Genomic DNA, 22,886 nt, shown 5'->3' with positions numbered 1-22,886 from the left:
CGTCGATGAACCGGCTTTCCTTCCTGCTGTTGCTGCTGTCATTGTGCTCGGCGTCGAGCGTGGTCCATGCGCAGTCTCCACGCTTGAACCGCTGCACTGATGCACGGGGGCAGAGCGTGTACACCGACCGCCCCTGCGACAGTGTCGGCGCCCGATCGCGATTGCCACCGCCCGCGCCCACCGGCAGCACCCTGTCGCGCGACACCCTGGGGGCGCGCTGCCCACGTCGCCTGAGCGAGCTGGTGGACGCACTGCGCGTCGGCATCCTCAGCAACGATGTGAACCGGTTGTCGTCGCTGTACCTGTGGGGCGCAGTCTCCGATGCCGGTGCGCAGCGCATCCTCGGTCAACTGGAATCGCTGGCGCGGCGGCCCCTGGTAGACGTGGTACCGGTGTATCCCTCGCAGGCGCTGCCGCAATCGCAGGATGAGGATCAGGCCCCTGCGGCGCAGGGATCCGACCCGGAGCCGCCGACCGTGCGGCATCCGGTCGGCCTGCGCCTGGAACAGACGCTGCCCGGCAGCGTGTCGCGCGCTTCGACGGTGCTGGGGTTGCGGCGGCAATACGGGTGTTTCTGGATCACGTTGTGACCGGACGGGTCGGATCCCTTTCCAGCGGAAAGGGCTCCGACCCCGGATTGCCGCGATGGGGTCAGAGCCCCGCTGCGCAGGGATCGAACCGCGCATGCCGGCTCACGCCGGCCACAGCCCACCAATCGCAGCGATACCCTGCCCACCATGGCGACGGGCTTCGGCGATATGGCCGGCGGCCATCCCACCCAACGCGTAGATCGGCAGTGACACCTGCGCGCGCAGCGCGGCGAAGGCTTCCCAGCCCAGCGGCACCGCATCGGGATGGCTGGCCGTGGCCTGCACCGGGCCGAGCACCGCGAAGTCGCAGCCCAGCCGCTGCGCCGCCTGCAGCTGCTCCAGGTCGTGGCAGGACGCGGCGACAAGCTGCCCTTCCGGCAAGGGCCGTTCCTGCAGGTCCTGCAGCTGCTCGCTGCCCAGGTGCACCCCCACGCCCAGTGCACGTGCCAGCGCCACATCGCGATTGAGCAGCCACTGCACGCCGCGACGATGCGCGCGCACGGCCTGTTCGATCATCGCCTGCCGTTGCGGGTGTTCCGGTGGCAGGCGCAGCTGGATGCGCTGCTGGCCCGCCGCGACCGCGCGCTGCAGGCAGTCATGCCAGTGCTGTACGCCGCTGGCATCGTCAGCCGGCGCCGGCGTGATCAGGTAGCGGTCCGGTTGGCGCAGTGCGGCCACCACCGGCAGGTCGGCCGGCGGCATCGAATAGCGTCCCAGCTTGTCCTGCGCCACCCAGGTTATGGCCTGGCCCTCCCGCCCACGCGGTGTCCCCTTCCAGCTGCGCACGTGGCGCACCTCCAGGGTCAGGTGCTTGTCCGGATAGCGCTGCGGCACGTCCATCAGCCACTCGCCGACATCGGCCTCGATGCCCAGTTCCTCGCGCAGCTCGCGCACCAGCGCCTGTTCAGAGGTCTCGCCGGATTCGCGCTTGCCGCCGGGGAACTCCCACAGGCCGGCCATGTCGCGGTTCTCGGTACGGCGGTTGAGCAGCACGCGGCCACGGGCGTCGGTGATGACGGCGGCCACGACGTGGATCGATCGGGTGGGGGAAGGCATGGAGGAAGCATGCCCAGAACAGGGCGGCCGGCGCAATCACGGATCCGGTGCAGCTCCCCCGCAACAAACGAAAAGCCCCGCTTTCGCGGGGCTCTTCGGGATCAGCTCAGCTGGCCGTGGCAGTGCTTGTACTTCTTGCCACTGCCGCACGGGCACGGATCATTGCGGCCGATCTTCGGCTCGTCGCGCTGCAGCGTGGCCACACCCTGCTGGGCGGCCTGCACCTGCGCGGCTTCCTCGTCGGCACTGTAGCCGCCCGCATCCTGGTGCTGGAACTGCGACTGGCTCAGGCGAGCCTGCGCCTGCTGGCGCTCGGCGGCCTCCAGGGCCTGCACTTCCTCGTCGCTGCGGATACGCACGCGGGCCAACAGGGTCACCACCTCGCGCTTGACGTTCTCCAGCATGTCCGAGAACAGCTCGAAGGCTTCCTTCTTGTATTCCTGCTTGGGCTGCTTCTGCGCGTAACCACGCAGGTAGATGCCCTGGCGCAGGTAATCCATGCGCGCCAGGTGCTCCTTCCAGCTCTGGTCCAGCACGGTCAGCATCACGTGCTTCTCCAGCGCGCGCATGGTCTCTTCGCCCAGGCTGGCTTCCTTCTCGGCGAAGTGCTGGTTGACGCGCTCCTGGACCTTGCTGGCGATGGCCTCGGCATCCAGTTCCTCATGCTGCTTGACCAGGTCGGTCAGCGACATCTGCAGGCCGAAGTCCGACTCCAGGGTCGCTTCCAGGCCACGCAGGTCCCACTGCTCGTCGATCGAGTTCGGCGGCACGAAGCGCGCAACGATGTCGAAGATCACGTCGTCACGGATGCCGTCGACGTTGTCCTTCACCGATTCGGCGTCCAGCAGCTCATCGCGCTGGGCGTAGATCACCTTGCGCTGATCATTGTTGACGTCGTCGAAGTCCAGCAGGTTCTTGCGGATGTCGAAATTGTGGGCTTCGACCTTGCGCTGCGCCTTTTCGATCTGGCGGCTGACCAGGCGGTCCTCGATGACGTCGTCTTCCTTCATGCCCATCATGCGCATGGCCTTCTGCACCCAGTCGGAGGCGAAGATGCGCATCAGGTTGTCTTCCAGCGACAGGTAGAAGCGGGACGAACCCGGGTCACCCTGGCGGCCCGAACGGCCACGCAGCTGGTTGTCGATACGACGCGATTCGTGGCGCTCGGTGCCGACGATGTGCAGGCCGCCGGCCGCCTTTACTGCCTCGTGGCGCTTCTGCCATTCGGCCTTGACCGCCGCCTTCTGCTCGTCGGTCGCGTCCTCGCCCAGGGCGTGGATCTCGGCTTCCAGCGAACCGCCCAGCACGATGTCGGTACCACGGCCGGCCATGTTGGTGGCGATGGTCACCGCGCCCGGACGGCCGGCGTTGGCGACGATGGTGGCTTCGCGGTCATGCTGCTTGGCGTTGAGCACTTCGTGCTTCACGCCGGCCTTGCTCAGGTGCTCGGACAGCATTTCCGAGGTTTCGATCGAGGTGGTACCCACCAGCACCGGCTGGCCGCGCTTGGCGCACTCTTCGATGTCGGCCAGCACCGCATTGAACTTGCCCTTGCGGTTGAGGAACACCTGGTCCGGACTGTCCTTGCGGATGGTCGGGCGGTTGGTCGGGATCACCACCACTTCCAGGCCATAGATGCTCTGGAACTCGAACGCTTCGGTATCGGCCGTACCGGTCATGCCGGACAGCTTCTTGTACATGCGGAACAGGTTCTGGAAGGTGATGCTCGCCAGCGTCTGGTTCTCGCGCTGCACCGGCACGCCTTCCTTCGCTTCCACCGCCTGGTGCAGGCCATCGGACCAGCGGCGGCCGGCCAGGGTACGGCCGGTGAACTCGTCGACGATGACCACTTCGCCATCGCGCACGATGTAGTCCACGTCGCGCTGATAGATCGCGTGCGCGCGCAGGGCGGCGTTGAGGTGGTGCACCACGGTCAGGTTCTGCGCCGCGTACAGGCCTTCGGTTTCGCCATCGAGGATGCCGGCCTCGACCAGCAGCTGCTCGGCGTGCTCCATGCCCGCTTCGGACAGGTGCACCTGCTTGCCCTTCTCGTCGACCCAGAAATCGCCTTCGCCGTCTTCCGCTTCCTGCTTGACCAGGTGCGGCACGACACGGTTGACGCGGATGTACAGCTCCGGGGAATCATCGGCCGGACCGGAGATGATCAGCGGGGTGCGCGCTTCGTCGATCAGGATGGAGTCGACTTCGTCGACGATGGCGTAGTGCAGGCCGCGCTGGTAGCGGTCGGCCTTGGACAGCGCCATGTTGTCGCGCAGGTAGTCGAAGCCGAATTCGTTGTTGGTGCCGTAGGTGATGTCCGCGGCGTAGGCTTCGCGCTTGTCGCTGTGCGGCATGCCCGGGTACACCACGCCCACGCTCAGGCCCAGCCAGTTGTACAGCTTGCCCATCTGCGCGGCGTCGCGGCGGGCCAGGTAGTCGTTCACGGTGACCACGTGCACGCCCTTGCCTTCCAGCGCGTTGAGGTACACCGGCAGGGTCGCCACCAGGGTCTTGCCTTCACCGGTGCGCATTTCTGCGATCTTGCCCAGGTGAAGCACCATGCCGCCGATCAGCTGCACGTCGTAGTGGCGCATGCCCAGCACGCGGCGACCGGCTTCGCGGCAGACCGCGAACGCTTCCGGCAGCACCTTGTCCAGGGCTTCACCGCCAGCGATGCGCTGCTTGAACTCCGGCGTCTTGGCCTGAAGCTGCTCGTCGGACAGCTTCTCGATCTCCGGCTCCAGCGCATTGATCTTGGCGACGATGCGGTTGAGCTGGCGCAGCTGTCGTTCGTTACGACTGCCAAATACGCGGGTAAGCAGGCTGTTGATCATTGAAGGAACCGGGTTGGATGGACACGACGCCCGGCCTCCCCCTGGGGATCCGTCCGCCGCAAACGAAACAGGGCGCCTGGCGCCCTGTCGATGGCAACACCCATTGTAGCTTGGGACGGGCGCGAGGGGTTTCAACCCCGAGGGGTAGTGCCGGCCGCTGGCCGGGTACGCGTCAGCGCATACGCGCTGGCGCTCCCACGCTTCGCTGCGCGAACCGCGGGCCCCGCTCACCTCGCCTCCACACCCCCGCGCCTACGGCGCTGCCCCCGTACTCCGGGGGCGGTAGTGCCGACGGCAGCCGGCACCCCAATGTGGCGTCAGCCGCGGCTGACGCGGCCGACCGGCGTGTTGCCGCCGTCGCCGAGGAACTTGCGCGGGTTGACCACGTTGCCGTTCTCCCACACCTCGAAGTGCACGTGGGCACCGGTCGAACGGCCGGTGGAACCGGCCTTGGCCACTTCCTGGCCGGCACGGACCAGGTCGCCGGCCTTCACCACCAGGCGCGAATTGTGCGCGTAGCGGGTGACATAGCCATTGCCATGGTCGACATCGACGACATTGCCGTAGCCGCCCTTCACGCCGGCGAAGCTGACCACGCCCTCGGCCACGGCCATCACCGGGTCACCGACCTTTGCGTGGAAGTCCATGCCCTTGTGGGTGGCGGCGCCGCGGCCGAACGGGTCGGCACGGGTGCCGAAGCCGGACGTCACATAGCTGTTGCGGATCGGCATGCGCGACGGCACCGCGTTCTGCTGCAGCTGGTGGTCGAACATCAGCGATTCCATCACCGACAACTGGCGGCCTGAAGCAGCGAAGCGCTGCTCCAGCACCTGTAAGTCGGCGTTGACGTCCTTGACCGGGATGTCGCTGGTCGGGCCGCCTGCGTCACCGTCACCGAGGCCGGGGGTCTCGTTGAAGTCGAACTCGCCGTCCTCCAGCTTGCCCATCTGGGTCAGCCGTTCGCCGAGGGCGTTGAGGCGGGTCGCCTGGGCCTGCAGCTCGCCGAGGCGGGCCGCCAGCGCATTGACCTGGGTCTGCGCATCGCGCTTGACCTTGGCCAGTTCCGCATCCTGGCGCTCGACCTTGGCCTGCAGCCGGGAATCATTCAGCGCGCTGGCGCCAATGCCGCCAGCAAGGCCGATAATGCAGCCTACCCCGAGCACGCTGCCCAGCAGGGCACGGGGGCGGTCCTCGAAATAGAACCGCAAACGCGCGATCGGCGACGACTTGGCCTGTCCTTCACGCGTTTTGATTACGATCTTCTTGAATGCCATCAGTGAGTTTTCATGTCTGAGCCGAAATCCAGCGTTCGCCCCGCGTCGGCACCGAAACCGGCGCTGGATGCGGTAATGGCGGACAAAAGCGGGAACCCGCTGCGGCGTGCCTTGTGGCTCGACGCGCTGGACCGTCAGTTGCGCCCCCAGTTGCCGCCACCTCTGCGCAGCCGTTGCCGGCTGGCCAATGTGGACGGGGAACACCTCGTTTTTCTCGTCGAGTCCCCGGTCTGGCATGCCAAGTTGCGGCTTGCCGAAGCCCAGCTGCTCGACGCGGCCCGTTCCATCGGGCTGAAGGCCACCAGGGTGACCATCAAGACTGCGTCTCCCACTCCCACGCGCTCCCCAGCGCTCGAGAACCGGAATGGACCCCACGCAGTTTCAGCCGCCACGCACAAAGGGCTACGCGACGCCTTGGCTTGCCTGCAGGACGTTCCCTCGAAGCCGAAGAAACGGTCCTGATGGCAACGGAGCATCCGGCTCCGCTCCCCGTCGCGCGTGTCACCACGGCGTGAAACATTTCGGGGGCCGGGTCGCATCCTAGCGGCCATCCGGGGGCCTGTCGTTAGATTGTTGTTAAAACTGCGTTAAATTCAGGCTTCTGATTCAACAGGTTCACAAAACCGTGACCTTGAACCAGCCTTGACGTCTTTCAAGCACGCTGAATGCGTCGCCGACGCCGGAAACAAGAACGCCGCCCAGGAAGGCGGCGTTTTTATCTTTAAATTCAACAACCTATGGAATCAGGCGTACGCCGGGGTGGCGTATTCCACCGGATCCGGGGTGGCCGGCGAGTCGAAGCTGACCCATTCCCAGGCGCTGGCGTCGGCCATCAGGGCCCGCACCAGCTTGTTGTTGAGCGCGTGGCCGGACTTGAAGCCTTCGTACGCACCCAGCACCTGGCCACCGGCCAGATAGAGGTCGCCGATGGCGTCCAGGATCTTGTGGCGCACGAATTCGTCGGCGTAGCGCAAGCCGTCTTCGTTGAGCACGCGGAACTCGTCCAGCACGATGGCGTTGTCCATCGAACCGCCCAGGCCCAGGTTGCGCTCGCGCATGTACTCCAGGTCGCGCATGAAACCAAAGGTGCGCGCGCGGGAGATTTCCTTGGTGTAGGCCAGCGTCGAGAACTCGATTTCCTGGCGCGACTGCTTGGCCGGAATCATCGGGTGGTCGAACTGGATGGTGAAGCCCAGCTTGTAACCCTCGTACGGGGTGAAGCGGGCCACCTTGTCGCCCTCGGTCACTTCCACGGTCTTCAGCACGCGGATGAAGCGCTTGGGCGCATCCTGTTCCACGATGCCTGCCGACTGCAGCAGGAACACGAACGGGCCGGCCGAACCGTCCATGATCGGCAGCTCGGCCGAGGACAGTTCGACGATGATGTTGTCCACACCCAGGCCGGCCAGCGCCGACATCAGGTGTTCGACGGTCTGGATCTTGGCGTCGTTGCAGGTCAGGCCGGTGCACAGGGTCACTTCGGTGACCAGTTCGGCCTTGGCCGGCACTTCCACCACCGGGTCCAGGTCCACGCGGCGGAACACGATGCCATGGTTGACCGGTGCCGGGCGCAGGGTCATGTAGACCTTGTCACCACTATGCAGGCCAACGCCGGTGGCGCGGATCGTGTTCTTGAGGGTGCGTTGCTGGATCATGGGGATGGACCGGAAGTGACACATTAGATTAACACGCGCACTCCCCTACCCTGGCTGAAACGCCAGTGACAGCCACCGGCAGGACACACCGGCACGCCGCTGGGAAAGCGCGTGAAGCAGGGCGGCCGGGCCCATCCTGGCCCGGCGCCCGCGTTTTCAGGACATGGTGGCGCAACCCGGGGAGGACAACCCCGGGCCGGCCCGCTTAGTCCGCCTGGCGGCGCAGGAACGCCGGGATGTCCAGGTAATCGTTCGGCAGTTCTGCCGCGGCCGGGGCCGAAGAGGACGGCGCCGACGGGGCCGAAGCCGCTGCGGTATCGCTGCTGGCGCGACGCAGGCCCAGGCCCATGCCGCCGACGGCCTTGGACACGGCGTCGCCGCCGTTGTCGAACTCGCCGAACTCCGGCTGGCCGGTGGTGGCGTTGCGGACCAGCTTGATCGGTGCACGCTCGCCCGGACGCTGGGTCTTGCTGGCCGAGACGCGGTTCAGGCCAGTGGCCACCACGGTCACGCGCACTTCGTCCTGCATGTCCGGGTCCAGCACGGTGCCGACCACGACGGTGGCGTCTTCCGAAGCGAAGCCGTCGATGGTGCGGCCGATCTCGTCGAACTCGGCCATGGTGAAGTCCGCGCCGGCGGTGATGTTGACCAGGATGCCGTTGGCACCGGCCAGGTTCACATCGTCCAGCAGCGGGTTCTGGATCGCCGATTCGGCAGCGGCCTGGGCGCGGTCATCGCCCCGTGCAGTGCCGGTACCCATCATCGCCAGGCCCATTTCGGACATGACGGTGCGCACGTCGGCGAAGTCGACGTTGATCAGGCCCGGACGCACGATGAGGTCGGCGATGCCCTGCACGGCGCCCTGCAGCACGTCATTGGCGGCGCGGAAGGCCTGGATCATGGTCGCGTTGCGACCCAGCACGGTGATCAGCTTCTCGTTCGGGATCGTGATCAGCGAGTCGCAGTGCTGGCTCAGTTCCTCGATGCCCTTCAGCGCCACCTGCATGCGGCGACGGCCTTCGAACGGGAACGGCTTGGTGACCACGGCCACGGTCAGGATGCCCATTTCCTTGGCCAGCTGCGCCACCACCGGCGCAGCGCCGGTGCCGGTGCCGCCGCCCATGCCGGCGGTGATGAACACCATGTCCGCGCCCTGCAGCGCGTCCATGATGCGCTCACGGTCTTCCAGCGCGGCCTGGCGGCCGACCTCCGGGTTCGCGCCTGCGCCCAGGCCCTTGGTCACGTTGGTACCCAGCTGCAGCTGCAGCTTGGCACCACAATTCTTGATGGCCTGCGAGTCGGTGTTGGCGGTGATGAACTCCACGCCGTCCACCGCCGAGTTGACCATGTGCGCCACGGCATTGCCGCCGCCGCCGCCCACGCCAACCACCTTGATCACCGCATTGGGTGCCATCTTTTCGATCAGTTCAAAATGCGCCATGTCCGTGTCCTCGTTGTATCCGCTTGTCGGTGGCATGGACGGTCGGGCCTCCTGCCTTCGCGTGTCATGTTGCCGTTGCGGCTGTGTGGGTTGTGTAGTGCGTTGTTGCGTTGTGATGCGGGTACTGCGGGTGTTGCGCCGGGCCGGGCCCGGAGTTACGGGTTCCGCGTCAGAACTCGCCGCGGAACCAGGTCTTGAGCTTCTTGAACATGCTTCCAGCGCGCCCGGTCGGCAGCGACGGCCGCCGCGGGTGCTCGATCTGGCTGCCCATCAGCAGCAGGCCCACGCCGGTGGCGTGCACCGGGTTGCCGACCACTTCGCCCAGGCCGGTGACGTGCTGCGGGATGCCCACGCGCACCGGCATCTGCAGCATTTCCTCGGCCAGTTCGACCACGCCTTCCATCTTCGATGCGCCCCCGGTCAGCACCATGCCGGCGCGCACCAGTTCCTCGAAGCCGGAGCGGCGCAGTTCGGCCTGCACCATCTCGAAGATCTCCTCGTAGCGACCCTGCACGGCCTGCGCCAGCGAATGGCGCGGCATGCGGCGCGGCGGGCGGTCGCCGACCGACGGCACCTGGATGCTCTCCTCGGCCGTGGCCAGCTGGGCCAGGGCGCAGGCATAGCGCACCTTGATCTGCTCGGCTTCCGGGGTCGGCGTGCGCAGCATGTGCGCGATGTCGTTGGTCACGTGGTCGCCGGCGATCGGCAGCGAGGCGGTGTGGCAGATCGCGCCCTGCACGAACACCGCGATGTCGGTAGTACCGGCGCCCATGTCGACCAGCACCACGCCCAGCTCGCGCTCGTCGGCGGTCAGCACCGCCACGCTGGAGGCCAGCGAGGACAGCACCAGGTCGTCCACCTGCAGGCCGCAGCGCTGCACGCACTTGCTGATGTTGGCCGCCGCCGACTGCGCGCACACCACCAGGTGCGCATGCACTTCCAGGCGCACGCCGGTCATGCCGACCGGGTTGCGGATGCCTTCCTGCGAATCGTCCAGCACGTACTCGCGCGGAATCGCGTGCAGGATCTTCTGGTCGGCCGGGATCGCCACCGCCTTGGCCGCGTCGAGCACGCGATCCAGGTCGCCCCAGGTCACTTCACCGTCGCGGATCGGCACGATGCCCGGCGAGTTCTTGCACTGCACGTGGTTGCCGGAGATCGAGGCGTACACCGAACGGATCTCGCAGCCGGCCATCAGCTCGGCTTCTTCCACCGCACGCTGGATCGACTGCACGGTCGATTCGATGTCCACCACCACGCCACGCTTCAACCCGCGCGATTCGTGCGAGCCGATGCCGATCACCTCGATCGGGTTGCCCGGCGAATACTCGCCCACCAGCGCCACCACCTTGGAGGTGCCGATGTCCAGGCCAACGATCAGCGATTTGTCACCCTTGCGATTCATGTCCTTTCCTGCGTGCTTCTGGCCGGGGTCGCCGGCGTTTTCGCCGGCGTGGCCGGGGTACCCCAGCTCAGCGTGAAACCATTGGTGTAACGGAGGTCGGCGCGCTCGATCGGCGCGTCCTGGCGGTTGAGCTGCGGCAGCACCTTGACGAAGCGCTGCATGCGCGAGCGCGCGTCGTCACGGCCGACCACCACTTCGGTGCCGTTGCTCAGCACCAGCGACCAGCTGCCGCGCGCATCCATCGTCACCCGGCGCACGTCGACGCCGGCCGGTGCGAACAAGGCACGCGAGTCGCTGTACAGCTTCATCACTTCCTGGGTCTGGCTGTCCGGGCCATCCAGCTCCGGCAGTTCCAGGTCTGACAGTTTCTTCGGCGTGGGGAACAGCTTGCCCTGCTCGGAGATCAGGCGGTCGTTGCCCCAGCGTGCGAACGGCTTGTGCTCGACCAGGGTCACTTCCAGCACATCCGGCCACTGCTTGCGTACCTGCGCGCTTTCCACCCACGGCAGCTTTTCCAGCGCGTCCTGCGCATCCTGCAGCTTGACCGCGAAGAAGCCGGCGCGCGCGTACGGCAGCAGCACCTGCTGCAGCTGTTCGGCGGGCACCCGCTTGAACTCGCCATGCACGCGCAGCTTCGCCAGCGGCCAGCGCTCGGCGCCGACCCAGCCATTGACCACGGCCACCACCGGCAGTGCAACCACCGACAGCGCCAACAGCCAGACGAAGATGCGCAGCAGCGCGTTCATGCGTGCGCGGCCTCCAGGGTCTGTTCCAGCACGCGCCACACCAGTTCCTCGAAACCGATGCCGGCCTGGCGGGCCGCCTTGGGCACCAGCGAATGGCTGGTCATGCCGGGCGCGGTGTTCACTTCCAGCAGGAAGAAACGGCCGCTGGCCCGGTCACGCATCACGTCCACGCGGCCCCAGCCACGGCAGCCAGCGGCGCGGAATGCGGCCAGCGCGATGCGGCGGATCTCGTCTTCGTCGCCACCGTCCAGGCCCGGGCACAGGTACTGGGTGTCCTCGGCGATGTACTTGGCGTTGTAGTCGTACCACTGGCCCTTGGGCACGATGCGGATCGACGGCAGGGCAACGTCGCCAAGGATGGCCACGGTCAGCTCATCGCCCACCACCATCTGCTCCATCAGCAACTGGCCGTCGTAGCGCGCGGCCAGGGCCACGGCCTCGTCCAGGCCGGTCTCGTCGGTGACCCGGCTGATGCCCACGCTGGAGCCTTCGTTGGCCGGCTTCACCACCACCGGCAGGCCCAGCTCGGCGGCCAGCGCATGCACGTTCGACGCGTCGACCTTGCGGTACTGCGGGGTCGGCAGGCCCAGCGACAGCCACACCTGCTTGGTGCGGATCTTGTCCATGCTCAGCGCCGAACCCAGCACGTCCGAGCCGGTGTACGGCACACCGAAGGCGTCCATCAGGCCCTGCACGATGCCGTCCTCACCGCCACCGTTGTGGCCATGCAGGATGTTGAACACGCGGTCGATGCCACCGGCGGCGAGCGCGCTGGCCAGCGCCGGAATGCCATCGACGGCGAACGCATCGACGCCGCGCGCCTGCAGGGCTTCGAGCACGTTGCGGCCTGAATCCAGCGACACCTCGCGTTCGCTGGAACTGCCGCCGAGCAGCACGGCGACGCGGCCGAACACGGCCGGGTCGGTCACGCGCAGCGGCGGGAAAGTCAGCGCGCTCACGCCTGGCCCTCCGCCTGGAAGCCTTCCACCGCGATATGGGTGGCCACGGCACCGATGTCGCCGGCACCCATCATCAGCAGCAGGTCACCGTCCTGCAGCACGTCCGGCAGCACGCTGGCCAGCTCGGCGGCCTTGCCCACCACCACCGGCTCGCTGCGGCCGCGCGCGCGGATGGCGCGGGCCAGCGCATGCGAGTCGGCACCGGCAATGGGTTCCTCACCGGCCGGATAGACCTCGCTCAGCACCAGCGCGTCGACGCTGGACAGCACCGCGGCGAACTTGTCGAACTGGTCACGGGTGCGGCTGTAGCGGTGCGGCTGGAAGGCCACCACCAGGCGCTTGTCAGCCCAGCCGCCGCGGGCGGCGGCGAATACCGCCTCCAGCTCGCTCGGGTGATGGCCGTAGTCGTCGATGATGCGCACCTTGGCACCGCTGGCGGTGGTCACTTCGCCCAGATCATTGAAGCGGCGACCGACACCGGCGAAGCCTTCCAGCGCGCGCGCGATGGCGTCCGGTGCCACGCCCAGCTGCCAGCCCACCGCGGCGGCGGCCAGCGCGTTGAGTACGTTGTGCCTGCCCGGCAGCGCCAGCACCACTTCCTGGCTGGTGCCCTGCGGCAGGCGCAGGGTGAAGCGCATGCGCGATCCTTCCTGCACCACGTTCTCGGCGCGCACGTCGGCCTGCGGGCTCATGCCGTAGCTCATCACGTGGCGCGGGGTCCTGGCGGCCAGCGCGGCCACTTCCGGATCGTCGATGCACAGCACCGCCAGGCCGTAGAACGGCAGGCGCTGCAGGAATTCGGCGAACGCCGCCTGCACGCGGGCAAAGTCGTTGCCGTAGTTTTCCAGGTGGTCGGCGTCAATGTTCGTGATGATCGACATCAGCGGATTCAGGCGCAGGAAGCTGCCATCGCTTTCGTCGGCCTCGGCCACCAGCCACTGCCCACCGCCCAGCTTGGCGTTGGCACCCGCAGCCAGCAGCTGGCCACCGATCACGAATGTCGGGTCCAGGCCACCTTCGCTCAGCACCGCCGCGGTCAGGCTGGTGGTGGTGGTCTTGCCATGGGTACCGGCCACGGCGATGCCGCGACGGAAGCGCATCAGCTCGGCCAGCATCGCCGCGCGCGGCATGATCGGAATGCGCTGGCTGCGCGCTTCCATCAGTTCCGGGTTGTCTTCGCGGATGGCACTGGAGACCACCACGCAGTCGGTGCCCAGCACGTTGGCTGCCGAGTGGCCGCGCATGATGCGCGCTCCCAGGCTGGCCAGGCGGCGGGTTGCCACGTTGTCGGCGTTGTCCGAGCCGGACACTTCGTAGCCCAGCGTCAGCATCACTTCGGCGATGCCACTCATGCCGGTGCCACCGATGCCGACGAAATGCACGCGCGGGAACGCGCGCACCAGGTCGTTGGTGTCGTGCAGGCGACGGATCATGCGCGGCCTCGCGCAGGGCAGGCGCGGTGGCATGCCTTCTTCATACAGCTTCCTCGAGAATGATATCGGCGATGCGCTCGGCGGCATCGACCTTGGCCAGGGCACGCGCGGCTTGCGCCATCTGCATGCGGCGGGCGGGATTTTCGGACAGATCGCGCAGCAGTGCGGCAATGCCGTCGGCCAGCGTTCCGTCCTGCTTCAGCAACACCGCCGCGCCGCGCTCGACCAGGTACTCCGCATTGCGGGTCTGATGATCGTCGACGGCAGCGGGGAATGGCACCAGCACGCTGCCGACGCCGGCTGCGCAAAGCTCGGCCAGGGTCGACGCACCGGAGCGGCACACGACCAGATCGGCCCAGGCGAAGGCCTCGGCCATGTCGGCGATGAACGGGGTGATTTCCGCCTGCACGCCGGCCTTGGCATACGCCTCGACCGCCTCGGCATGCATCTTCTCGCCACTCTGGTGGCGCACCTGCACCGGCACGCCGGCACCCAGCGCGGCGATCGCCTGCGGCACGCCGGCATTGAGTGCGCGCGCACCCTGGCTGCCACCCACCACCAGCACGCGCAGCGGGCCGTTGCGGTGGGCGAAGCGCTGTTCCGGCGGAGCGATGGCGGCGATCTCCGCACGCACCGGGTTGCCGACGAATTCCTCGCGCTGGGCGAAGGTGCCCGGGAAACCGGTCAGCAGCCGGCGCGCATAACGCGACAGGATGCGGTTGGTCAGGCCGGGCGCACGGTTCTGCTCATGCACGATCAGCGGCAGGCCATGCAGGCGCGTGGCCATGCCACCCGGGCCGGAGGCGAAGCCACCGAAGGCCACCACCGCACGCGGCTGGCGTTTGCGGATGATCATGCCGGCCGCGCGCAGCGCACGCATCAGCCGCCATGGCGCCGCCAGCAGCGCCAGCTTGCCCTTGCCGCGCAGGCCGGTGATCGCCAGCGTGTCGATGGCGATGTCGTGCTGCGGCACCAGGCGGGTTTCCATCGCGCCTTCGGCGCCCATCCAGGTGACCGGCACGCCACGCTCGCGCAGCACGCGGGCCACGGCCAGGCCGGGGAAGATGTGACCGCCGGTACCACCGGCCAGGATCATCACCGGGCGCACCTTCTCGTTGGCTGCACTCATGACAGCCTCCCGAAGGTCGGTTCGATGCGCGACTGCAGGCGGCTGGTGCCGCGCGCGGCGTTCGCCGCAGCGGCAGCCGTCGGCTCGGCGCTCACCGGCACGCTGGCGGCCGCCGGCGTGGCGGCGGGTTCCATCGACTCGGCAGCGGTTTCTTCGGCGCCACCGATGCGCACGGCCTGGCGACGCTCGGCGCGCTTGAGCTCGTAGGACACGCGCAGCAGCAGGCCCATCGCCACGCAGGTCATCAGCACCGACGAGCCGCCGGAGGAGATCAGCGGCAGGGTCAGGCCCTTGGTCGGCAGGATGCCCAGGTTCACGCCGATCGAAACGAAGGTCTGCATGCTGATCCACAGGCCGATGCCGAAGGCGATGTAGCCGGAGAAGTGGCGCTTCATTTCCACGCAGCGCATGCCCAGCCAGAAGGTACGGCCGACCAGCAGCGCGTACAGCGCCACGATCACGCAGGTACCGAGGAAACCGAATTCCTCGGCGGTGACCGAGAAGATGAAGTCGGTATGCGCTTCCGGCAGGTAGTACAGCTTCTGCACCGAATTGCCCAGGCCGACGCCGGTCCACTCGCCACGGCCCACTGCCATCAGCGCGTTGGACAGCTGGTAGCCGTCGCCCTGCTGGTCGGCCCACGGGTCCAGGAACGATGTGATGCGGCGCATGCGGTACGGCTCGATGATCGCCAGTGCGCTCATGCCGACCAGGCCGATGACCACCGGCATCGACATGCGCGGCATGTTCACCCCGCCCAGCACCAGCATGCCGGCGGTGATCGCCAGCAGCAGGGTCGAAGAACCAAAGTCCGGCTGCAGCAGCAGCAGCACCACCAGCGCACCGGCCACGCCCAGCGGCTTGAGCATCGCCGGCCAGGTCGCATTGACCTCGTCGCGGAAGCGCACCAGGTAGCTGGACAGCCAGACGATGTACAGCACCTTCACCGCCTCGACCGTCTGGAACTTGGAGATGCCCAGGTTGATCCAGCGGCGTGCGCCGTTGACCGTGCTGCCCAGGCCCGGCGCGAACACCGCCAGCAGCAGCACGAAGCAGCCCAGCAGCAGCATCTGGTTGTACTGCTCGATGGATTTCAGCTCGGTGCGGGCGGCGATGACCGCCAGCACGATACCCACCGCCAGGAAGATCAGGTGGCGGTTGAGGTAGTAGAACGGGCTGCTCATCAAGGCGATCGAGCTGGACGCCACCATCACCACGCCCACGCCGGTGAGCGCGATGATCGCGCCCAGCAGCCACTTGTCGTAGCTGCCTTCGATGGCTTCAAGGCGTGTTGCCTGGCGGGACAGGTCGTTCATCTCAGCGCACCTTCAACGTGGCCAGGCCGATCAGCACGAGCACGACGGAGATGATCCAGAAGCGCACGATCACGCGCGGCTCCGGCCAGCCCTTCAGTTCGAAATGGTGGTGGATCGGCGCCATGCGGAACACGCGCTTGCCGGTCAGCTTGAACGAGGCGACCTGGATCATCACCGACAGGGTTTCGATGACGAACACGCCACCCATGATCACCAGCACCAGTTCCTGGCGGGTGATCACCGCGATGGTGCCCAGCACCGCACCCAGCGCCAGCGCGCCGATGTCGCCCATGAACACCATGGCCGGATAGGTGTTGAACCACAGGAAGCCCAGGCCGGCTCCGGCGATGGCCGCACAGATGATGACCAGTTCGCCGGCGCCCGGGATCTGCGGGATCTGCAGGTAGTTGGCGAACACAACGTTGCCCGAGGCATAGGCGAACACGCCCAGCGCGCAGGCCACCAGCACGGTCGGCATGATTGCCAGGCCGTCCAGGCCGTCGGTCAGGTTCACCGCGTTGGAGAAGCCGACGATCCAGAAGTAGGCGATGGCCACGAAGCCGATGCCGGCCAGCGGCAGCGCGACCGACTTGAACATCGGGATGTAGAAGGTCAGCGCTGCCGGCACGTCGGCCGTGTAGAACAGGAACAGGCCGGCGGCCAGGCCGAAGATCGACTGCAGCAGGTACTTCCAGCGCGACTTCAGGCCGTTCGGGTCACGGCGGACGATCTTGATCCAGTCGTCATACCAGCCGATGGCGCCGAAGCACAGCATCACCGCCAGCACCAGCCACACGTAGCGGTTGCGCAGGTCGGCCCACATCAGCACCGACAGGGTGATGGTGAGCAGGATCAGCGAACCGCCCATGGTCGGCGTGCCGGCCTTGGAGAAATGGGTCTGCGGACCGTCCTGGCGGATCGGCTGGCCGCCCTTGAACTGGGCGAGCTTGCGGATCATCGCCGGTCCAAGCCACAGCGACAGGAACAGGGCCGTCAGCGCGGCAAGGATGGCGCGGAACGTCTGGTAGTTGAACAGCCCGAACAGGCTCTCCAACTGCTGCAACCATCGAGCCAGTTCATACAACATGCGGGGATTCCTCTCCTTGCGCCAGCAGCGCTTTGACGATCAGGTCCATGGCACTGCCACGGGAACCCTTGACCAGGCAGCGCACACCAGCGTGCAACTCATCCTGCAGCGCCTGTGACAGCGCACCATGGGTAGCGAAATGGCGACCGCCTTCACCGAAGGCGGCCGCAGCGGCGGCACTGAGCGGACCCAGCGCATACAGCCGCTTCAGGCCGGCAGCGCGTGCGCGGATGCCGGCCTGCGCATGCAGCGCCTCGGCGTCCGGGCCCAGTTCGCGCATGTCACCCAGCACCAGCCAGCCCTCTTCCGGGGCGGCGGCCAGGGCATCGATGGCCGCAGCCAGCGAGCCGGGATTGGCGTTGTAGCTGTCATCCACCAGCACCGCGCCGTTGCGCAGCTGATGGGCAATCTGGCGGCCCGGCACCGGCTGCGCTTCGGCCAGGCCGGCGGCAATCAGCGCCAGATCGACACCGGCGGCCAGCGCCAGGCTGGCGGCGGCCAGCGCATTGCTGACGTTGTGGCGACCCGGCAGGCCCAGCACCACGCGGGCTTCGCCGGTCGGTGCGACCAGGGTGAACTGGCTGCCCTGTGCACCGGCGCGGATGTCGCGCGCGGTCACGTCCGCCGAGTGTTCGAGGCCGTAGCGCAGCACGCGGCAACGCGCCGGGGTGCTGATGAAGTGCTGCTCGAACCAGCGGCCATAGGCATCGTCGGCGTTGATCACTGCCACGCCATCGGCCGGCAGCGCGGCATAGATCGCGCCCTTGGTCACCGCCACGCCGAGCAGGCTGCCCATGCGTTCCAGGTGTGCCGGGGCAATGTTGTTGACCAGCGCATAGCGCGGGCGGGCGATGTCGGTCAGGTAGGCGATATCGCCAGGCTTGCCAGCGCCCATCTCGTAGACGGCGTAGTCGGCATCTTCCGGCGCATCGATCACCGCCAGCGGCAGGCCGATCTCGTTGTTGCGGTTACCCGGGTTGGCGTAGACCACCTTGTGCGCGTGCTGGGCCACCTGCTGCAGGATCGACAGCAGCAGGCTCTTCACGCTGGTCTTGCCATTGCTGCCGGTGATCGCGAACACCTCGGTGCCACGGTCACGCTGCATGCCGGTAGCGATCTTCGCCAGTGCCAGCTCGCTGTCGGCCACCAGTACCTGCGGCAGCTCGATCGGCAGCAGCCGCTCGACCAGCAGCGCACTGGCACCGCGCGCCTGCGCGTCGGCAGCGAAGTCATGCCCGTCGAAACGCTCGCCGCGCAGCGCCACATACAGGCTGCCCGGGCCCAGGTTGCGGGTGTCATTGCTGACTGCATCGATGGCCACGTCGTCGCCGTGGATCTCGCCACCGGCCCAGTGTGCGATCAGCGAAAGCAGGGTGCGCTTCATGCGGCGCCCTCCCCGGCCTGTGCCTGCAGAACACCGGCCTTGGCCGCCAGTGCAGCCGCAGCCACTTCGGTGTCGTCGAAGTCATGACGCACGCCATTCACTTCCTGGTACGGCTCATGGCCCTTGCCGGCAATCAGGATGATGTCGCCGGCACCGGCACGCTTCACCGCCAGGCCGATCGCACGCGCGCGGTTGCGCTGCACGGTCACGGCATCGGCGTGCTGGAAGCCGGCCAGGATGTCGGCCACGATCACGTCGCCATTCTCGCCACGCGGGTTGTCGTCGGTGACGATGACCTGGTTGGCCAGGCGCTCGGCAATCGCCGCCATCTGCGGACGCTTGCCTGAATCGCGCTCGCCACCGCAGCCGAACACGCAGAACAGCGTGCCCTGCAGATGGCCGTGCAGGCTGTCCAGCGCCTGCTCCAGCGCGTCCGGGGTATGTGCGTAGTCGACCACCACGGTCGGCAGGCCGTCTTCGCCGCCGAGGCGGTTCATGCGGCCACGGATCGGCTGCAGCGCCGACAGCACTTCGGCGATGCGCGGCAGCGGCTGGCCCTGCGCGTGCAGGGTGCCGGCCACGGCCAGCAGGTTGTCCACGTTGAAGCGGCCCAGCAGCGGCGACTGCACCGCGGCGCGCTGGCTGTCGATGACCAGCTCGAAGGCAATACCGCGCCCATCCAGCTGCAGCGCTTCAGCGCGCACGCTGGCGTCAGCGGCACCGCGCGAGCTCAGGCCGATCGGTTGCACGCCGGCAGGCAGGCCAGCGAACAGCTGGCGACCAAAGGCGTCGTCCAGGTTGACCACCGCCGCCTTCAGGCCCGGGCGATGGAACAGCCGCGCCTTGGCCGCGCCGTAGCTGGCCATGTCACCGTGGTAGTCCAGATGGTCGCGGGTGAGGTTGGTGAACACCGCCACGTCGTAGTGCACGGCATCCACGCGGCCCTGGTCCAGGGCGTGCGAGCTGACTTCCATCGCCACCGCACGCGCACCGGCGTCGCGCAGCTGTGCCAGCAGCGCATGCATCTGCAGTACCAGCGGCGTGGTGAATCCGGTCGGCTCGACCGCACCATAAAGTCCGGCGCCCAACGTACCGATACTGCCACTGGGCGTTCCGAGCAGGTGCCAGGCCTGGGCCAGCAGTTGCACGGTGGAGGTCTTGCCGTTGGTACCGGTCACGCCGACCATCGCCATCGCCCGTGACGGCGCGCCGTGGAACTGGTCGGCCATCGCCCCCATGCGCGCCCGCAGGCCCGGCACGGCGATCGCATCGGCCGGCGCCGGCAGCTCGGTCGGTGCCGGTGGCTCGAACAGGATGGCGCTGGCACCGGCCGCACGGGCCTGCTCGACAAAGCCCAGGCCATGCGCGCCGAAACCGGCGATGGCGACGAAGGCATTGCCGGGGCGCACGGCGCGGCTGTCCAGCACCAGGCCGGTCAGAACGGGATCATGGCCCGCCAGGGCCACGTCCGGAAGCAACTGCGAAAGCAACATCGAAGGACTCATTGCGTGCCTCCCGTAGCGGGCGGCGTCTGGGCTTGCGCGCTCGGCAGCGCAGCATCGAATTCAGCGGCGGCATCGACCGGCAGCGCGGTCTCGGCCGGCGGTGCGGGCAGGATCGAGGCCGAATGGCCGACCTTGCCCGACTGCTGTGCGGCCAGCCACGACTGCAGGTCGTCCAGCGGCACGTCCATCAGGCGCAGGGTGCCTTCCATCACGTTGTGATAGACCGGCGCCGACACCAGCCCGCCGTAGAACTTGCCGGCCTGCGGATCGTTGATGACGATGACGGTGGCGAAGCGCGGGTTGGTGGCCGGCACCACGCCGGCAAACAGCGCGTTGTAATGCCCGCGCTCGTAACCACCCGGACCGGCCTTGCGCGCGGTGCCGGTCTTGCCGGCCACGCGGTAGCCCAGCACCGCCGCCTGCTTGGCGCCGCCCTGGGTGACCACCGTCTCCATCATCGCCACCACCTGCCTGGCGACGTTTTCATCGATGATCTGCTGGCCTTCGTTGCGCTGGCCCTTGACGAAAGTCGGCGCGATAAGGCGCCCGCCGTTGGCCAGCGCCGAGTACGCGGTGGCAATCTGCAGCGGCGTGACCGACAGGCCATAGCCGTAGGACATGGTGGTCTTGGTGGTCCCCGACCAGCGCGCCGGACGCATCACCACACCGGCCGATTCACCCGGGAACCCGCTGTGCGGCGCCGAGCCATAGCCGAAGCGGCGCACGCCGTCGTAGAAGGTCTGGTCCGGCATCTTCGCCGCAACCTTGGCTGCACCCACGTTCGAACTGCGGGTGATCACGCCGGTCACGTTCAGCACGCCGTTGTTGCGTGGCACGTCGCGGATGGTGAAGCGACCCAGCGTCATGTAGCCCGGGTTGGTGTCGATGATGGTGTCCTTGGTCACCACACCGGCCTGCAGCGCGGTGGCGATGGTCAGCGGCTTCATCGTCGAACCCGGCTCGACCAGGTCGGTCACCGCGCGGTTGCGGCGCGTATCAGGGATCGCGCCGGTCAACGAATTCGGGTTGTAGGTCGGCAGGTTGACCATGGCCAGGATCTCGCCGGTGGTCACGTCCATGATCACCATTGAACCGCCGGCCGCCTTGTTGGCCACCAGCGCGTTGCGCAGTTCCTTGAAGGCCAGGTACTGGATGCGGCGGTCGATGCTGAGGGTCAGGTCCTTGCCCGGCTCAGCGGCACGCAGCAGATCGCTTTCGACGGTCTCGCCCTTGCGGTTGCGGATCACCCGCTTCGCACCGGGCTTGCCGCGCAGCCATTCGTCGAAGGCCAGTTCCAGGCCTTCCTGGCCGCGATCATCGATGTTGGTGAAGCCCAGCACGTGCGCCATCGCCTCACCCTGCGGGTAGAAGCGGCGGAACTCGCGCTGCGCGGCCACGCCCGGAATCTTCAGCGCGACCACCTTCTCCGCCTCGTCCGGATTGATCCGGCGACGCAGGTACATGAATTCCTTGTCCGACTTCTGCGACAGGCGGCTGCTCAGCTCATCCACCGACATGCCGACCGCCTGGGCCAGCTCGGGGATGCGTTCGGGCGAACGCAGCAGGTCCTGCGGGTTGACCCAGATCGAGGCAACCGGCGTGGACACCGCCAGCGGCTCGCCGTTGCGGTCGGTGATCATGCCGCGCGAGGTCTTGATCGGCAGCTCGCGCAGGTAGCGGGCCTCACCCTGGCGCTGGTAGAAGTCGCTGTTGATGATCTGCACGTAGGCCGCGCGACCGACCAGCGACACCGAGCACAGGCCAAGCGCCAACGCCACCCAGCGCAGGCGCTGGCGCAGGTTGAAGGCATTGCGTGGACGGTTGCGACCGGCCTTGCTCATGGGCGCACCACCACGATGTCGGCGGCCTCGGGGAACTTCATGCCGAGCTTTTCGCGGGCGATGCGATCGACACGGTTGGCTTCGGCCAGCGTGGCCTGCTCCAGCTGCAGACGGCCGAATTCCAGGTTGATGTCATCGCGCTTGCGCTCGGCGCGCGACAGCTCGATGAACGTCTGCCGATGACGGTGACGCACGAACACGACGCCGATCGCCGAGGCCACGGTGCAGGCCAACAGGATGATCAGCAGCAGCCGGCTCATGCGTCAGCCTCCCGCTTCTGGGCCACGCGCAGCACGGCGCTGCGGGCGCGCGGGTTGGCGGCCAGCTCTTCGTCGGTGGCCTTGATGGCCCCACCGATCAGGTCCAGCGTCGGCACGAACGCAACGGCCTCGGGCAGGCGGCGGTTGGCCGGCGGCGCCTTGGCCAGGCGGTTCATGTACTGCTTGACGATGCGGTCTTCCAGCGAGTGGAAGCTGATCACCGCCAGACGGCCACCGGGCTTGAGCCGTTCTACCGCCGCATCGAGCCCCGCTTCCAGGTCTGCCAGCTCGCGGTTGATGTGGATGCGGATGGCCTGGAAGCTGCGCGTGGCGGGATGGATCTTGTCCTTTCCACGCGGCATCACCGAGGCGATCAGCTCGGCCAGTTCGGCGGTGCGGGAGAACGGCTGCTTCTCGCGGCGGGCCACGATGGCGCGGGCGATGCGCCGGCTCTGGCGCTCTTCGCCGTAGGTCCACAGCACATCGGCGATCTCGCGCTCTTCCACGCGGTTGATCCACTGCGCAGCGCTTTCACCGCTGTCCGGGTCCATGCGCATGTCCAGCGGGCCGTCCTTGCCGAAGCTGAAGCCACGTTCGGCCACATCCAGCTGCGGCGACGACACGCCCAGGTCGAACAGCACGCCGTCCAGGCCTTCGGCCGTCGCATCCCACTGCAGCAGCTGGGCGAAGCTGCCACGGAAGATGGACACGCGCGGATCCGGCGCGAAATCGCGCTCGGCAACGGCGATGGCTTCCGGATCCTTGTCCATGACCAGCAGGCGCCCCTCGGGACCGAGCTGGGTGAGCACGCCACGTGCATGACCGCCACGACCGAACGTGCCATCCAGATAACGTCCGTTTTCGATCACCCTCAGGCCTTCAAGGACCTGGGTGTACAGGACCGGCAGGTGCACCGCCGGCGACTGCGACACCGGAAGGTGACCGGCCTGCGCTTCTGGGCGCATCCGGGC

The 22,886-nt window shown here is 67.5% G+C and carries 18 protein-coding genes and 1 pseudogene; 2 read left to right on the top strand and 17 right to left on the bottom strand.

Going from position 1 to position 22,886, the window contains the following annotated elements; all coding sequences use genetic code 11:
- The first annotated feature begins 5 nt into the window (after positions 1-5).
- The gene (locus ACSDHM_RS01595) at positions 6-590 is read left to right on the top strand and encodes a DUF4124 domain-containing protein (protein ID WP_072167856.1); all 585 of its coding nucleotides are present in this window, start codon (positions 6-8) and stop codon (positions 588-590) included.
- A 102-nt stretch (positions 591-692) separates the two neighbouring features.
- On the opposite strand, the gene ACSDHM_RS01590 is transcribed toward ACSDHM_RS01595, so the two are convergent.
- From ACSDHM_RS01590 to ACSDHM_RS01580, 3 genes are all read right to left on the bottom strand, one after another.
- Positions 693-1,646 carry a Nudix family hydrolase gene (locus ACSDHM_RS01590; protein ID WP_439426592.1) on the bottom strand — a complete coding sequence of 318 codons (954 nt, stop codon included), beginning with the start codon at positions 1,644-1,646 and terminating at the stop codon, positions 693-695.
- Between the two features lie 101 nt (positions 1,647-1,747).
- Positions 1,748-4,480 carry a preprotein translocase subunit SecA gene (secA, locus tag ACSDHM_RS01585; RefSeq protein ID WP_072167854.1) on the bottom strand — a complete coding sequence of 911 codons (2,733 nt, stop codon included), beginning with the start codon at positions 4,478-4,480 and terminating at the stop codon, positions 1,748-1,750.
- A 317-nt stretch (positions 4,481-4,797) separates the two neighbouring features.
- On the bottom strand, positions 4,798-5,754 hold the full coding sequence (locus tag ACSDHM_RS01580; protein ID WP_033834438.1) for a M23 family metallopeptidase: 957 nt from the start codon (positions 5,752-5,754) through the stop codon (positions 4,798-4,800).
- Between the two features lie 12 nt (positions 5,755-5,766).
- On the opposite strand from ACSDHM_RS01580, the gene ACSDHM_RS01575 reads away from it, so the two are divergent.
- Positions 5,767-6,216 (top strand): DUF721 domain-containing protein, encoded by a 450-nt coding sequence (locus tag ACSDHM_RS01575; RefSeq protein WP_172412162.1) that lies wholly within the window; start codon positions 5,767-5,769, stop codon positions 6,214-6,216.
- Positions 6,217-6,497: 281 nt separating this feature from the next.
- Here ACSDHM_RS01575 and lpxC read toward each other — a convergent pair whose 3' ends face one another.
- The 14 genes and pseudogenes from lpxC to rsmH form a co-directional block, all read right to left on the bottom strand.
- The gene (gene lpxC / locus ACSDHM_RS01570; protein WP_008267619.1) at positions 6,498-7,409 is read right to left on the bottom strand and encodes a UDP-3-O-acyl-N-acetylglucosamine deacetylase; all 912 of its coding nucleotides are present in this window, start codon (positions 7,407-7,409) and stop codon (positions 6,498-6,500) included.
- Between the two features lie 205 nt (positions 7,410-7,614).
- Positions 7,615-8,850 carry a cell division protein FtsZ gene (ftsZ, locus tag ACSDHM_RS01565; RefSeq protein ID WP_088497852.1) on the bottom strand — a complete coding sequence of 412 codons (1,236 nt, stop codon included), beginning with the start codon at positions 8,848-8,850 and terminating at the stop codon, positions 7,615-7,617.
- Between the two features lie 169 nt (positions 8,851-9,019).
- Positions 9,020-10,255 (bottom strand): cell division protein FtsA, encoded by a 1,236-nt coding sequence (gene ftsA, locus ACSDHM_RS01560; RefSeq protein WP_005408083.1) that lies wholly within the window; start codon positions 10,253-10,255, stop codon positions 9,020-9,022.
- Between the two features lie 68 nt (positions 10,256-10,323).
- Positions 10,324-11,001, bottom strand: a pseudogene (locus ACSDHM_RS01555) (cell division protein FtsQ/DivIB); the annotation flags it as partial.
- Positions 10,998-11,960: a D-alanine--D-alanine ligase gene (locus tag ACSDHM_RS01550; RefSeq protein ID WP_439426591.1), complete on the bottom strand. Its 963-nt coding sequence runs from the start codon at positions 11,958-11,960 to the stop codon at positions 10,998-11,000. The gene ACSDHM_RS01550 and the pseudogene ACSDHM_RS01555, both read right to left, overlap by 4 nt.
- The gene (gene murC / locus ACSDHM_RS01545) at positions 11,957-13,393 is read right to left on the bottom strand and encodes a UDP-N-acetylmuramate--L-alanine ligase (RefSeq protein ID WP_061478391.1); all 1,437 of its coding nucleotides are present in this window, start codon (positions 13,391-13,393) and stop codon (positions 11,957-11,959) included. Before murC ends, ACSDHM_RS01550 begins: the two co-directional genes overlap by 4 nt.
- Before the next feature lie 40 nt (positions 13,394-13,433).
- The gene (gene murG / locus ACSDHM_RS01540) at positions 13,434-14,522 is read right to left on the bottom strand and encodes an undecaprenyldiphospho-muramoylpentapeptide beta-N-acetylglucosaminyltransferase (protein WP_439426590.1); all 1,089 of its coding nucleotides are present in this window, start codon (positions 14,520-14,522) and stop codon (positions 13,434-13,436) included.
- Positions 14,519-15,838, bottom strand: a complete 1,320-nt coding sequence (ftsW, locus tag ACSDHM_RS01535; protein WP_188218676.1) for a putative lipid II flippase FtsW — start codon at positions 15,836-15,838, stop codon at positions 14,519-14,521. The genes murG and ftsW overlap by 4 nt, the downstream gene beginning before the upstream one ends.
- Position 15,839: 1 nt before the next feature.
- Positions 15,840-16,925, bottom strand: a complete 1,086-nt coding sequence (gene mraY, locus ACSDHM_RS01530; RefSeq protein ID WP_005415291.1) for a phospho-N-acetylmuramoyl-pentapeptide-transferase — start codon at positions 16,923-16,925, stop codon at positions 15,840-15,842.
- Complete coding sequence (locus tag ACSDHM_RS01525; protein ID WP_072167849.1) at positions 16,915-18,309, bottom strand: UDP-N-acetylmuramoyl-tripeptide--D-alanyl-D-alanine ligase; 1,395 nt, start codon at positions 18,307-18,309, stop codon at positions 16,915-16,917. The genes mraY and ACSDHM_RS01525 overlap by 11 nt, the downstream gene beginning before the upstream one ends.
- Positions 18,306-19,814, bottom strand: coding sequence for a UDP-N-acetylmuramoyl-L-alanyl-D-glutamate--2,6-diaminopimelate ligase (locus ACSDHM_RS01520; RefSeq protein WP_072167848.1), 1,509 nt, complete (start codon positions 19,812-19,814; stop codon positions 18,306-18,308). Before ACSDHM_RS01520 ends, ACSDHM_RS01525 begins: the two co-directional genes overlap by 4 nt.
- Positions 19,811-21,655: a peptidoglycan D,D-transpeptidase FtsI family protein gene (locus ACSDHM_RS01515; RefSeq protein WP_069139504.1), complete on the bottom strand. Its 1,845-nt coding sequence runs from the start codon at positions 21,653-21,655 to the stop codon at positions 19,811-19,813. The genes ACSDHM_RS01520 and ACSDHM_RS01515 overlap by 4 nt, the downstream gene beginning before the upstream one ends.
- Entirely contained in the window at positions 21,652-21,915 is a 264-nt protein-coding gene (ftsL, locus tag ACSDHM_RS01510; protein ID WP_005415286.1) for a cell division protein FtsL, read from the bottom strand. Before ftsL ends, ACSDHM_RS01515 begins: the two co-directional genes overlap by 4 nt.
- Entirely contained in the window at positions 21,912-22,880 is a 969-nt protein-coding gene (rsmH, locus tag ACSDHM_RS01505; RefSeq protein ID WP_049468237.1) for a 16S rRNA (cytosine(1402)-N(4))-methyltransferase RsmH, read from the bottom strand. The genes ftsL and rsmH overlap by 4 nt, the downstream gene beginning before the upstream one ends.
- Between the last annotated feature and the right edge of the window lie 6 nt (positions 22,881-22,886).

Origin of the sequence: Stenotrophomonas sp. T8 (assembly GCF_051853085.1) — a bacterium.
Taxonomy (GTDB): domain Bacteria; phylum Pseudomonadota; class Gammaproteobacteria; order Xanthomonadales; family Xanthomonadaceae; genus Stenotrophomonas; species Stenotrophomonas sepilia.
Note: the sequence above shows the minus strand (reverse complement) of the source record. Positions and strands in the feature narration are given on the sequence as shown.

Excerpts from the sequence above, each read along its gene's own strand:
- ACSDHM_RS01595 (WP_072167856.1), top strand. The coding sequence starts at position 6 with ATGAACCGGCTTTCCTTCCTGCTGTTGCTGCTGTCATTGTGCTCGGCG.
- ACSDHM_RS01590 (WP_439426592.1), bottom strand. The coding sequence starts at position 1,646 with ATGCCTTCCCCCACCCGATCGATCCACGTCGTGGCCGCCGTCATCACC.
- secA (WP_072167854.1), bottom strand. The coding sequence starts at position 4,480 with ATGATCAACAGCCTGCTTACCCGCGTATTTGGCAGTCGTAACGAACGA.
- ACSDHM_RS01580 (WP_033834438.1), bottom strand. The coding sequence starts at position 5,754 with ATGGCATTCAAGAAGATCGTAATCAAAACGCGTGAAGGACAGGCCAAG.
- ACSDHM_RS01575 (WP_172412162.1), top strand. The coding sequence starts at position 5,767 with ATGTCTGAGCCGAAATCCAGCGTTCGCCCCGCGTCGGCACCGAAACCG.
- lpxC (WP_008267619.1), bottom strand. The coding sequence starts at position 7,409 with ATGATCCAGCAACGCACCCTCAAGAACACGATCCGCGCCACCGGCGTT.
- ftsZ (WP_088497852.1), bottom strand. The coding sequence starts at position 8,850 with ATGGCGCATTTTGAACTGATCGAAAAGATGGCACCCAATGCGGTGATC.
- ftsA (WP_005408083.1), bottom strand. The coding sequence starts at position 10,255 with ATGAATCGCAAGGGTGACAAATCGCTGATCGTTGGCCTGGACATCGGC.
- murC (WP_061478391.1), bottom strand. The coding sequence starts at position 13,393 with ATGATCCGTCGCCTGCACGACACCAACGACCTGGTGCGCGCGTTCCCG.
- murG (WP_439426590.1), bottom strand. The coding sequence starts at position 14,522 with ATGAGTGCAGCCAACGAGAAGGTGCGCCCGGTGATGATCCTGGCCGGT.
- ftsW (WP_188218676.1), bottom strand. The coding sequence starts at position 15,838 with ATGAACGACCTGTCCCGCCAGGCAACACGCCTTGAAGCCATCGAAGGC.
- mraY (WP_005415291.1), bottom strand. The coding sequence starts at position 16,925 with ATGTTGTATGAACTGGCTCGATGGTTGCAGCAGTTGGAGAGCCTGTTC.
- ACSDHM_RS01525 (WP_072167849.1), bottom strand. The coding sequence starts at position 18,309 with ATGAAGCGCACCCTGCTTTCGCTGATCGCACACTGGGCCGGTGGCGAG.
- ACSDHM_RS01520 (WP_072167848.1), bottom strand. The coding sequence starts at position 19,814 with ATGAGTCCTTCGATGTTGCTTTCGCAGTTGCTTCCGGACGTGGCCCTG.
- ACSDHM_RS01515 (WP_069139504.1), bottom strand. The coding sequence starts at position 21,655 with ATGAGCAAGGCCGGTCGCAACCGTCCACGCAATGCCTTCAACCTGCGC.
- ftsL (WP_005415286.1), bottom strand. The coding sequence starts at position 21,915 with ATGAGCCGGCTGCTGCTGATCATCCTGTTGGCCTGCACCGTGGCCTCG.
- rsmH (WP_049468237.1), bottom strand. The coding sequence starts at position 22,880 with ATGCGCCCAGAAGCGCAGGCCGGTCACCTTCCGGTGTCGCAGTCGCCG.